The sequence below is a fragment of the Winogradskyella endarachnes genome, from assembly GCF_009741275.1.
GTDB lineage: Bacteria > Bacteroidota > Bacteroidia > Flavobacteriales > Flavobacteriaceae > Winogradskyella > Winogradskyella endarachnes.
The window spans coordinates 1-11,614 of record NZ_WOWS01000011.1; the positions used below are offsets into that span (position 1 = coordinate 1).

17 protein-coding genes are annotated in these 11,614 nt (G+C 31.2%); all 17 read right to left on the minus strand.

Annotated features, from left to right (window positions below; translation table 11 throughout):
* Nucleotides 1-261: 261 nt before the first annotated feature.
* Nucleotides 262-807: a TPM domain-containing protein gene (locus GN138_RS15685; RefSeq protein ID WP_157364946.1), complete on the minus strand. Its 546-nt coding sequence runs from the start codon at nucleotides 805-807 to the stop codon at nucleotides 262-264.
* 151 nt (nucleotides 808-958) lie between these two features.
* On the minus strand, nucleotides 959-1,258 hold the full coding sequence (locus tag GN138_RS15690; protein WP_157364947.1) for a type II toxin-antitoxin system RelE/ParE family toxin: 300 nt from the start codon (nucleotides 1,256-1,258) through the stop codon (nucleotides 959-961).
* Entirely contained in the window at nucleotides 1,251-1,499 is a 249-nt protein-coding gene (locus GN138_RS15695) for a type II toxin-antitoxin system ParD family antitoxin (RefSeq protein ID WP_019036946.1), read from the minus strand. The genes GN138_RS15690 and GN138_RS15695 overlap by 8 nt, the downstream gene beginning before the upstream one ends.
* 214 nt (nucleotides 1,500-1,713) lie before the next feature.
* Complete coding sequence (locus GN138_RS15700) at nucleotides 1,714-2,439, minus strand: hypothetical protein (RefSeq protein WP_157364948.1); 726 nt, start codon at nucleotides 2,437-2,439, stop codon at nucleotides 1,714-1,716.
* Between the two features lie 154 nt (nucleotides 2,440-2,593).
* A complete protein-coding gene (locus GN138_RS15705; RefSeq protein WP_157364949.1) occupies nucleotides 2,594-3,166 on the minus strand; it encodes an RDD family protein in 573 nt (190 codons plus the stop codon).
* Between the two features lie 146 nt (nucleotides 3,167-3,312).
* Nucleotides 3,313-3,726 (minus strand): YdbT family protein, encoded by a 414-nt coding sequence (locus tag GN138_RS15710; protein WP_157364950.1) that lies wholly within the window; start codon nucleotides 3,724-3,726, stop codon nucleotides 3,313-3,315.
* 2 nt (nucleotides 3,727-3,728) lie between these two features.
* Nucleotides 3,729-4,154 (minus strand): hypothetical protein, encoded by a 426-nt coding sequence (locus GN138_RS15715; RefSeq protein ID WP_157364951.1) that lies wholly within the window; start codon nucleotides 4,152-4,154, stop codon nucleotides 3,729-3,731.
* 210 nt (nucleotides 4,155-4,364) lie between these two features.
* Nucleotides 4,365-4,889, minus strand: coding sequence for a hypothetical protein (locus GN138_RS15720; protein WP_157364952.1), 525 nt, complete (start codon nucleotides 4,887-4,889; stop codon nucleotides 4,365-4,367).
* Nucleotides 4,890-5,046: 157 nt separating this feature from the next.
* Nucleotides 5,047-5,667: a DUF4240 domain-containing protein gene (locus tag GN138_RS15725; protein WP_157364953.1), complete on the minus strand. Its 621-nt coding sequence runs from the start codon at nucleotides 5,665-5,667 to the stop codon at nucleotides 5,047-5,049.
* A gap of 211 nt (nucleotides 5,668-5,878) precedes the next feature.
* Nucleotides 5,879-6,370, minus strand: a complete 492-nt coding sequence (locus GN138_RS15730; RefSeq protein ID WP_157364954.1) for a hypothetical protein — start codon at nucleotides 6,368-6,370, stop codon at nucleotides 5,879-5,881.
* A gap of 685 nt (nucleotides 6,371-7,055) precedes the next feature.
* Nucleotides 7,056-7,559, minus strand: coding sequence for a hypothetical protein (locus GN138_RS15735; RefSeq protein WP_157364955.1), 504 nt, complete (start codon nucleotides 7,557-7,559; stop codon nucleotides 7,056-7,058).
* 358 nt (nucleotides 7,560-7,917) lie between these two features.
* Nucleotides 7,918-8,433 carry a hypothetical protein gene (locus tag GN138_RS15740; protein ID WP_157364956.1) on the minus strand — a complete coding sequence of 172 codons (516 nt, stop codon included), beginning with the start codon at nucleotides 8,431-8,433 and terminating at the stop codon, nucleotides 7,918-7,920.
* Between the two features lie 159 nt (nucleotides 8,434-8,592).
* The gene (locus tag GN138_RS15745) at nucleotides 8,593-9,363 is read right to left on the minus strand and encodes a nucleotidyltransferase domain-containing protein (RefSeq protein ID WP_157364957.1); all 771 of its coding nucleotides are present in this window, start codon (nucleotides 9,361-9,363) and stop codon (nucleotides 8,593-8,595) included.
* Between the two features lie 166 nt (nucleotides 9,364-9,529).
* A complete protein-coding gene (locus tag GN138_RS15750) occupies nucleotides 9,530-9,832 on the minus strand; it encodes a type II toxin-antitoxin system RelE/ParE family toxin (RefSeq protein ID WP_062623211.1) in 303 nt (100 codons plus the stop codon).
* On the minus strand, nucleotides 9,829-10,071 hold the full coding sequence (locus GN138_RS15755; RefSeq protein WP_157364958.1) for a type II toxin-antitoxin system ParD family antitoxin: 243 nt from the start codon (nucleotides 10,069-10,071) through the stop codon (nucleotides 9,829-9,831). The genes GN138_RS15750 and GN138_RS15755 overlap by 4 nt, the downstream gene beginning before the upstream one ends.
* Nucleotides 10,072-10,242: 171 nt before the next feature.
* A complete protein-coding gene (locus tag GN138_RS15760; protein ID WP_157364959.1) occupies nucleotides 10,243-10,785 on the minus strand; it encodes a hypothetical protein in 543 nt (180 codons plus the stop codon).
* Between the two features lie 59 nt (nucleotides 10,786-10,844).
* Nucleotides 10,845-11,614: IS30 family transposase (locus GN138_RS15765; protein WP_157364960.1), on the minus strand; the 770-nt coding region annotated here is incomplete at its 5' end.

Consider the following 11,614-nt stretch of genomic DNA (forward strand, 5'->3'; position numbering starts at 1 on the left):
CCAAAAAACAATTCACTTATTTTCTTTTCCATTTCTGTTTCTTGTGCAAAAATTTGAGAATGAAATATCATAAATAAAATTCCAATTATAAATGTCAGATTTCGTTTTCTCATATGTGGTACAACGGCTTCGTATAACCGTCTTTTACGGGAAAGTTAGCGAATTATTTCGGAATTAGCACAAGCCATAGCAATTCCGAGTGGATTCGGACGTAGTCGAATCCGCCGTAATTGCGGTTATACATTGTTGTACACAGTACTTTTATTTCCATTTTGCGATTAATTCTGTAATTCCTTTTTCAATTCCGTTGTAATATTCTCCGTTTTTGAATTCAGGAATAATAGTTTCGTCAATTACTTTCTTACAGATTTCGTCAGTCAGTATTTTTTCAGTTCCATAACCTGTCGAAATTCTTATTTTTCTCAAGTTTTTACTGAAAACAATTGTCAATCCGTTATCTTTTTCCTTTAGTCCAACTCCGTTGTAATTTGATAAGTCAATTGCGAATTGGTCAAAGTCAGTATATTTTCCAATTGAGTCTATTGACACTACAGCAATTTGGTTAGTTGTTTCTTTCTCAAATTCTCGAATTATTAAAGTCAATTTTTCCAACTGCTCTGGCGTAAAAATAAATTCATAATCATTTACTTCTCGTTTCAGTTTTGGTAAATCACTTTCGCCTAAATCGAATTCCGTAAACTCAACTTTTGGTGTTTCAGAACTCGGTTTAATTTTGTCAACCTGTTTTGATTTACAACCAGAAATGGTCAAAAATGCGAGTAATATTATTTTAAAAATGAGTTTCATTCGTATTGTGTACAACGGTCTCGTATAACCGTCAGTTACGGATAAATATACGCAGATTTTTCAGTTAAGCACTAACGTTAGCAATTCCGAGTGGATTCGGACGTAGTCGAATTCCCGTAATTGCGGTTATACATTGTTGGGTGTAGTTTTTTTATTCAGTCAATCTATTTTTCAAATCCATTCGTTCGTGTAAAATTCTGATTACCTCAATTTTATTTTCTGAAAGTGATTGATAAAATATAATGTGTTTTCCGGATTTTAGTCCAATTAAGTTTTTGTTTATTCCGTAATATTCTTTTCCAACGTCTGGATTTTCTCCAATTCCATTACAAGCAATTTTTATTGTCGCATAATATTTGTCTGCTTGTTTTTCTGACCATTTTTCAAAAGTATAGTCCCAAATGTCGTTCAAATCATCTATGGCTTCTTGTCTTAATATTACTTTAGCCATTTTTTCGTTTTTCAGCTTTTAACCTTTTTAGATTTTCGTCAAAGTCAAAATCTTCAACTAAAGGACTGTTCAATCCTTCTTGAATTGCATTTCTCAATGCGATTACTTTACTTTCTTCATTTTCCAATAATCGAAGTCCAGCTCTGATTACTTCGCTTACGTTTTTGTAACGCCCAGCAGAAACCTGAGTTTGCACAAACTGGTCAAAATAATTTCCGAGCGATATTGATGTATTTTTCATTTCGTTTTAATTTTACTCAAATATACCAAATTTTGGTAAAATAGTCAAATTTTTAGATTTTCGCTCAAATTACACCCAACGGTCTCGTACAACCGTCAGTTACGGGATTAAAGATAATGATTTTCGGTTGAGAACTGGCGTTAGCAATTCCGAGTGGATTCGGACGTAGTCGAATCCGCCGTAATTGCGGTTATACATTGTTGTGCACTGGCTTTTATTTTCCAACTGCGTAAAATTCCAATAATTCATAAGCCAATTTCGGAATGTTTTTTCGCGTTTCTCTGTTAATTCCTTTCACATTTTGTAATTCCGATTTCAGGTTTAAATATGTTTCGTTTTTTATACTCGATATTAAATGTCCGCCAGAGTTTAAATCTTTTTCCATTTGGTCATTTAATTCTGATTTGTCAATTACAAGATTATCAATGAAATTAAATCCAGTTTTAAGAAGTTCACTTTTCTCAAATTGTTTCACCTGTTTTTGCAGAAACGATTTCCCGAATTTATTAAAGTCTTTAGCTATTTGTTTGATAATTCCCGTTGTCGTTTTAACTCGTCTGTTGTGAAAGTAGTAGGCTTCTTCCACTGGGATTACACCAGTTCCTTTTTTCAAGACAATCAGGTCAATATGTCTATTAATTAGTCCAGTGTTGTAGCGGTTAGACCTCAAATAGTTTTTATTTATTCTTGATGCCACTGAACAACTTAAATTTCTGTCTTTAAGCGCAAATGTTATATGCAAATGTTCATACACATTTCGACCACTAATTGTTCGAATATTCTCAAATGTATAACAACCATTTCTATATTCTAAAAAGTTGAATTCTGGTAGTTCTCGTTCAAATTCGGATATCAAAATATGTTTCACCTGACCTCTTTTTAATTCAGGTGAATCATCTTTCTTTTCAATTTTAGATTTGATTTTTGAATACCAACTCATTTTTTTCAGCTTGTGCACAACGGTTTCGTATAAGATTAGTTGCGTGGTTTAAGCAACTAATTTAGCAAATACAAACCGAATAGAAAATCCGCGAGGATTTTCGTAAGTAGGCGAGTACTAGCAATGAATTATACACGTTGTTAGCAAACGTTTTTTAATTCATATTTGGTATTATTAAACTCAATCCATAAAAGTAAATCAATCCAATAATTATAATTCCGATTAAATTTAATTTCAAAGTTTTGTTTTTAAAGTCAGTCCAAATAGTTTTTAATTTTTCCTTTTCAGAAACGACAACTTTTGTATTCGCAATAAAATCTCCAATCCGTCTTTCGGGATTAATTAGTCCAATAATAACTTCTAATGGCCAAGCAACAGCAAGTGTTAAATTCCGAACAAAGCATTGCAATTCAGATGCTGGGTTTTCAGTTTTCCGATTGATAACTTGGTAGCCTAAAATTCGTTTTGCTGGGCTTTTAGCATTAAAAAAATCTTTGTTTATATAAATAAACATCATAAAAAAGAAAACCACAGAAAAAGTTCTATTCCCAATTTCCAATATTCCGTTTGTAGCTAAAATCATTAGAAGAATCATTGGTGGAACAATAATGATAGTCATAATTATATGGTCCAATAACATACTTGAAATTCTATGAAATCTTGGGTTGATTCCAGCAAGTTTATTAACCTCTTTGTGCAAAATTCCTTTGTATTCTGTTTCGTTCATCAAATGTTTGCTAACGGTCTCGGCTATGAGTAGTTGCGTGGGTTAGTACTTAACTTTGCAAGTACACACCAAGCTGAAAATCCGCGAGGATTTTCAGAAATAGGCGAGAACAAGCAATTACTTATAGCCATTGTTGTAGTGCGTTTTTAATTAATTATTTGTTTTAGTTTTTCGGTGTATTTTTCTGGTTCTATAAAATCAATGAAATGTCCGTAAATCGGACTAATCCATTTTTTCTTTTGGTTACTCCAAATTACAATCATATTAAAGGATTTATTGTAATCAACTTTTTCAATGTCATTCCAATAGATTTCTTTTTCCTGTCCAATCTCGTTCTTAATAGTCATCGATTTATCTCCGATTATAATTCTATACTTGAAATAATGTAATGTTAGATAAAGTCCGATTGATGAAAATCCAATTAACATTGCAAGAACACTTAAAAGTCCGCCATTTTCATATTCTTTAAGTACAAAAAATAAAACGTAGATTAATAAGAGCGAAATTGCAAAGCAAAAAAGCCCAAAATAGAGAATCATTTTTCCAGGTTTTAAATCCATTTTTATTTTAATCCAATTTCATTAATATTTTGGTTAACTCTTTTCCAGTCAGTTCCGATAAAATTCCTGTCATCATAATTTTCGGAAAGCACTACATAAAAATGCTTGGTCAAATAATAGACTTCAGCATTTCGTTTAGTATATCCTAGAGCTCCAATATCTCTCATTTGCAATTCAACTTTATGACTTCCTTTATTTTCATTAATCTGTTCCACAGTTTGGGTTTTCCAAGTCGTAACATTGAATAGAATTTTTAATGGATTTAAGTAAACCAATCCAATAATTGTCAAAATTGATATTAGCTTTCTTAAAATGGGTTCGGGCAAATTTCGATTAGCTTTAAATTCCATTATGAGCAGAGGAATTGGTAAAATCAAAATTCCGTAATAAATAACCGCTTTTAAAAATCCGATTTTGGTTTGAAACAAGTCGAAGATGTCCAATGAAAAAAGGGACAAAATTATGTAAAATGTTATTCGAATTATTTTCAGCATATCGGTTTCTTAAATGCACTACAACGGTTTTGGCTATGATACGTTGCGGAAAAATCCGCAGGATTCTTTCCGCCGTAGCCGAAAGATAGCAAATTGCAATGAAATTCCGATAGGAATTTCAGCCGCAATGGATTATAGCCGTTGTTAGGCACTGGCTTTTTTTATTTTTAGTTGATATATTATTCCGTAAATTAGTCCTATTATTCCACCAAAATAGCTGAAATTATGCATCGTTCCAGCAGTCAAAAAGCTTTTTCGGTCAATCAATTCAGCCGGTAGATTCCAATTTGCATTTAAGTTTGAGATTAGAAACTTCCCAACCAAAATTCCCACGATTCCAATTCCGATTGCTATTCCTAAGGTCCGAAAAATTGCTCCGATTCCACTTTTCCACATTATTTTGGAATTCGGCTGAAACATTCCTACAATTCCGATAATCAGTCCGAGTAAAAGTCCGAACCACCAAGTAGATACAAATCCGACAAAAGAGATTGCAATTCGTTCGTTTTCTACTTGATGTAACCATTTTCCAATTTGGTCAAATTTAAATTTCGTAAAATATTCAGATGAGATAGAGTAAGAAATCTGGTTGTGTAAAATTCCGTAAATAGAAGCGAGAATTATTGAGACAATTACGATTAATATTAATATTCCAATTTTTTTCGCCATTCTGTTTTTTTAGCTTGTGCCTAACGGTCTCGTATAAGATTAGTTGCGTGGTTTAAGCAACTAATTTAGTAAATAAAAACCGAATAGATAATCCGCGAGGATTTTCGTAAGTAGGCTCTCACTAGCAATGGATTATATACGTTGTTACCACCAGTTTTTAATTCCACATTTTTTCAAATAACTTCGGACAAATCGTTTTCATAGTTTCAGGTTCTTCTTCTTTCCAAGTGAATTCAAAATTCGGATAATTTCCCTCGTTAGTTTTGAAATCGTCAGCAATATAGTCGTATAATTCTTTTCCTGTTTTATTCTCAAATGCTGTTAACGCAACATACCAAAAACCTTCAAAGTCATAAAATTCTTCGCCTTCTACTAATTCCGAAATCAATGTATCAGGGTTTTCTTTGGCTTTATAATAAGTTTCTTTTCCTCTTGATATTATCCAATTTCTAAAATATTCAAATCCATCATCTGAACAACCTCCATTCATTATATATCCTGCACACCACATTTCAGAATTATAAGTGTCGTAAAGTAGTTTGTCAGTTCTCAATCGAAATCCAATCATTTGTTTTGGGGTCAATTTTTCAATTTCTTTTACTAAAAACCTTTCTTGTGCATCCTGATTTTTAGAGTTCTTTACTGAAGAGTCAACTATATTCCAAAATATTGTTTCATCTAGCATTTCACTAGTTTTTTCAATTTCTTGATTGTATGTTTTTGATGTTTTATTTTTGGCTTGTTCTTTCTTTCCAAAAAGTTTGTCAAATATTCCCATTTGGTTATTCGTTTTTGTGTTACAACTTAATATCAAAAATGTAGTAATTATTATTGTCGTGAGTTTCATCATTAAAATTGGTGGTAACGTTTGGGCTATGAGTAGTTGCGTGGTTTAACGCTTAACTTTGCAAGTACACACCAAACTGAAAATCCGAGAGGATTTTCAGAAGTAGGCGAGAACAAGCAATTACTTATAGCCATTGTTGGCATTAGTTTTTATTTATAGTTATTGTTGTAATTCTTTTCGTTTGAATATCAAATTTTTTAGCTGGTTCAGCCCTAATTTTTTTCCAAAAACTAATAAAATCAAGATTTTCAATATCTCCTATATAACCGACAAGTTCCACATAATTAATTCGCCCATTCCATTCAACTTCTATTTTAAAAAAAGCTTTGAATTTATTCGATTTCGCCTCAAACTGTTCTTTTATATATTCATTGAATGATAATCTATTGCCATCTGCTTTTAAATGATAAAAAACTGGCTCTACATATTCATTCGTGGAAACAGTATAACCTTGATTAGTTAATTTATTCAGTCCTTTATTAAATCGCTCCGAGATTGAATCTAATTTTTTTGTATTCGGATTTTCAATTTTCGGAATATCATTTTTATATATTAATGAATCGAGTCGTTGAGCAAAACTAATAGTCGAAAAACCAAAAAACAATAATATAATCATTAAATAATTAGGGTTCATATCTTTCTTTTTATAAGTCAATATCTCCAATTATTGTACCGAGTTTCACTAATTAATGCCAACGTTTGCGTGTATGCTTTGCTGCGTAAATTTAGCAAAAAATAATTAAAGTTTTACCGACTTTTACGTTTGCGAGGTTTTTCGTAAGAAAAACTGAAACAAGCAGTAAATTATACACATTGTTGTAAATAGTGCATTTTTTGTTAGTATTTCAGTTTTTATTCACAAATATTTAATTTTTGTTTTCAAGAGTAAATTCCGCAAAGATTTACAATTCCGAAAGTTGCTAAGTTCCATTTTTTGATTCACACGTTTTGCTTTTTTTTTCGCACGTTTTTAATTCCGAGTTTGATTGAATTCCAACATTTTTTTTCTCATTTTATTCCCAATTCATTTTGTGAAACTTAGATTATTGAATTAAAATTGAAGTTTTTAATTTCACACGTTTTGCTGAGATTCCCACGATTTTTATTTTTTGAGTTTGAGTAAATTCAACCATTTTTAATTCTTCAAATTTTACGAATCTGAGTGGTTTCACGCATTATTTACAACGTGTTTGTGTATGATTTCGTTGCGTGGTTTAAGCACTAAAGTTAGCAAATAAATCACAGATAGAAAGTCCGCGAGGACTTTCGTAAGTAAGCTATAACCAGCAATGAATTATACACGGTGTTGGCAGTAGTTTTTAATTTTCCACATTGAATAATTTATTGTAAAGTCTTCCATATCCATACCATTTGCAACTGCCATCTTCTATTTTAAGAACTTCATCATTATATTCCAATGAATAATAGTCGGTTGATGTACAACAACACGAATTCATATTGACTAATTCTAATTCAAATTGTCTCACATATTCAATTTCTGCGGATGTTAATTCCTTTTTATTTTCATTAGTTTCTGCAATTATTTTGTTTCGAGTTTTGCTAATTTTCATAATTGCACCTCCTAAAGAAACACACCCTTGATTATATACATCTATTATATAATTTTCATTTTCCTTGAGTCTATCAATAAATGGAATATGGTCGATTGAGCTATAATCAATCTTATCGAGACAAATTATTAACGTGTCAATATTCTTGCTGTTTAGATTAATATTTTGAGATTCCGTTTTCTTAAACATTGAAGTATATACAATATTATAATTACCAGATTTTAAGCTATCAATATTATAATAATCATTCATTATTTCCGTCTTATGAGTGCTTATCAAAGAATCGTTTCTTCTTAATTCAAATTCAGGTAAAAATATGATTCCTTCATTCTCAATAACGCAATATTCTTTTTTAATAACTAATGTGTGAAGTTGTTCAGATTTTTTCTTTTTGCAACTAGAAAAAAGTGAAATAAAAAATATAAAAAGAAGTATGTTTTTCAAATTTAGGGTTTTCGTTAAATTACTGCCAACGGTCTCGTATAACCGTCAGTTACGGGTTAAAGTACGCAAATTTTTCGGTTTAGCACGGACGTTAGCAATTCCGAGTGGATTCGGACGTAGTCGAATCCGCCGTAATTGCGGTTATACATTGTTGGCGTTAGTTTTTTTATTCATCAAGATACGATGTCAATGGTCTCAAATATTTAGTAAATCCAAGCCCTTTTATGTATTCGTAAATTTCTTTTCGTGTTTTTTTACTAAATCCTTTAGCAGGATAAGAGTAGTCATCGGAAATCTTTATCATTTTCAATTCAGTCGCAGGAATTTTTTCAGATGCGATTAGATAATTACAATCCAAACAGATATTAATAGTTCCAACTACTTTTTCTTTTAAATAATAAATAACAGCAAAATGAGGGTCAAAACAAGACATGGTTGTATTTCCATAGGCTTTTTCAGACGTCAAAATTATTTCTAAATTTTTAGTCTGCTTTTCAGTCAGATTTAGTGTTTTATTTATTTTATCATTTTCTTCATCAAGACATCTTTCAATTAACAATCCTCCTTCTCCCTGATATTCATACGCAACAACTTTGTCATACTTCAACTTTTCAAATGGATTTGATTGTCCAATAGTCAAAATAGGAATTAAAAATATGAGAAAGGTTATTGCTTTTTTCATTCGGTTTAAATTAACGCCAACGGTCTCGTATAAGATTAGTTGCGTGGTTTAAGTCACTAATTTAGCAAATAAATACCGAATAGAAAATCCGCGAGGATTTTCGTAAGTAGGCTAGAACCTAGCAATTAATTTTATACATTGTTGTGCGTTCGTACTTTTTTATTTCCAAACCTCATTTAATGTTTCTCTAAATAGTTTGTCAAGCTTTTCAGTTTCTGGTTTGAAGTTTTTATTATAATCTTTTACTTTATTTTCAAAATATTCAATTTGCTTTTCAACAAATTCGTTTATTATTTCAATTCGAGGTTCTTTGTCAAGTTCCTCTCCTGATTTTTTTCGCTCTAATAAATGCTCAATTTCTTTTTTCAATTCTGGATTCTCGACTTGAGTATTCACAAGTTTTTCAAATTCCATTGGTGCCATTGTTCCCATAGATTCAATCCATTTACAAGCTAATATTGGTCTTAAAACATAAAAGTATTTTTTAACCCTTACTAAATCAGTTTGTAAATAGTCTCGATAATTTCCTTTTGCCATATGCAAATAGTGATAAGTACAAGACTTTGGATTAAAATAATATTTGGTCAATTCACGCATTTTTTCAGCTGTCGAATATTGTTCTAAATAGATTAGCGGACTTCGCAACCATTCCAACAAAGGTGGATTTGACTTTCTAAATAATTTTAGAGTTTTTCTTAATTCCCAACCTGCAAAATCCAAATCATTTGGCAACATTACTTCCATATTATCCTTTTTATCATCAATGGATAAATACCAATTCGGATTTTGAATATATAAGAATCTCACATCCCAATCACTATCAGTTGAAGCAAATCCCCAAGCTCTACTTCCAGATTCAACAGCATAAAGAATTTGAATTTCCTTTTCCTTTTCAATTCGTTTTAACTCTCTTTTTATTTCTTCAGTCAATTTTCTCGGTTTTTTGGGTATGACGCACAACGGTCTCGTATAAGATTAGTTGCGTGGTTTAAGTTACTAATTTAGCAAATAAAAACCGAATAGAAAATCCGCGAGGATTTTCGTAAGTAGGCTAGAACCAAGCAATTAATTTTATACATTGTTGTGTGCAGTTTTTTTATTTCAGTCGTTTTTTAATATCCATTCGCTGGTGTAAAATTCTAACTATTTCCACAATATCATTTTCCACTTTTCTATAAAAAATCAAATGGGATTTTATTTTGGTCACTCGATAATTTTTTCGAGTTTGTTCTGCTGACTTTCCAGTCATAAAGTTATCAGCAATAAATTCAATTTCCGTAATTATCAGGTCGTAATATCTGTCAGCTTGTTCTTTAGACCATTTGTTAAGAGTATAAATCCAAATTTTATCTAAATCCTCAATCGCTTGTTGACTTATGCGATATTTATTTTTACTCATAAGTGTTTACGATGTAATTCTTGCAGATGCTGTTTTGGGTCAAAATTTTCAACAAATCCGCTATTTTCTCCAACTTCGAGTGCTTTAATCAGTTCCCTTTCTTTTTTTTCTTCACGTTCTAACAAACGTAATGCGGAACGAATTACTTCGCTAACCGAACCATATCTTCCAGATTTTACTTCTTCTCTGATAAAATCTTCAAAATGATTTCCGAGTGATATTGATGTGTTTTTTCCCATTTTGACTCTAAATTTATTCAAATATACCAAATCTTGGTAACGTAGCCAAATTGCACACAACGGTCTCGTATAACCGTCAGTTACGGGATTAAAGTTAATGATTTTCGGTTAAGCACTGACGTTAGCAATTTCGAGTGGATTCGGACGTAGTCGAATCCGCCGTAATTGCGGTTATACATTGTTGTGCACTGGTTTTTTTACTTTAGTTTTTACAAATTCAGTTACTTTATTAAAGTTTTCAGTCCCTAATTCTGTTTCTCCTATCACATACGATGATTTATTTCCGACGTTAAGGTCTATAAACAAGTTCTTGTCAATTACCCTTGTACTTTTGAAAGCTTCCCATTTTATTTTCGCCTCGTATTTATAGTCTTTATATCTAAAGTATTCATCATTAAATTCCCAAACTGAATTTTCGCCAGCATCTAATTGTCCGTTTTTTTCCGTTTTTACTAGTTCAAAAAAGTTATTCTTACTTTTCTTGTAATATGAATAATAATCATAAAAGTTAATCAAGTAATGAATTCCGATTGCGATGAATAGAAAACCAAGATAGTTTTCTCCATAAATTATTAATCCACCTAACAAAATCATTGGAATAGCCAAAATCAGTCTTTTTTTATTTTTTTTGAGATTATCATTCCAAGCAGTATTGAAATTCAGAGTCATTTGCTCATTGTAAGTTTGTTCATTAAATGGCAGTTCAAATTTCATTTATTAGTTGCTGCATTCAATGTTCTAACGCAACAAACGTTGCTTTTTTTTGTTTGATACTAAGCTACATTTTTTAGTTCATAATCCATAATTTCTTGAGGAGTTTTATAGCCTATAATTTTCCGAGGTCTGTTATTAAGTTTTTCTTGAATTTCCATGAGTGATTTTTCATCAATTTGATTAAAGTCAGTTCCTTTAGGCAGGTATCTTCTAATGAGTCCATTTGTATTTTCATTTGTACCTCTTTCCCAAGAAGAGTAGGGATGCGCAAAGTAAATTTTCATGCCAGTGTTTTGCGTTATTTTTTCGTGTTTCGCCATTTCAATTCCGTTATCGTAAGTCATAGATTTTTTAAATATTTTATTTAATTGATTTAGTTTTTTGGAAAACATTTTAGCCACTTCATCAGCTTTTCTACTGCTTAATTTAATGATTAAAGTGTATCTAGATTTACGTTCCACGATTGTTCCTATTGCAGATTTTTGACCTTTGCCTATTATTAAATCACCTTCCCAATGTCCAACTTCATTTCGTAGTTCTATATACTTAGGTCTTAGGTCAATACTGACTTGGTTGATTATTTTACTTCCAGTTCCACGTCTTTTTTTAGGTGGTCTACGTCTTGTTTTTTTACGCACTAGAAGTTTAATTAGTTTTTTGTTCAAGGAAGCTTGAGGTCTTGTATAAATATGCCTGTAGATTGCTTCATGAGAAATAGACATTATAGGATCATTGGGATAAAGCTCTTTGATTCTTCCAGATATTTGTTCTGGAGTCCACTCAGATAAAAGTCCTTTATAGACAAAATGTTTTAGAGGTTTATGTGTGC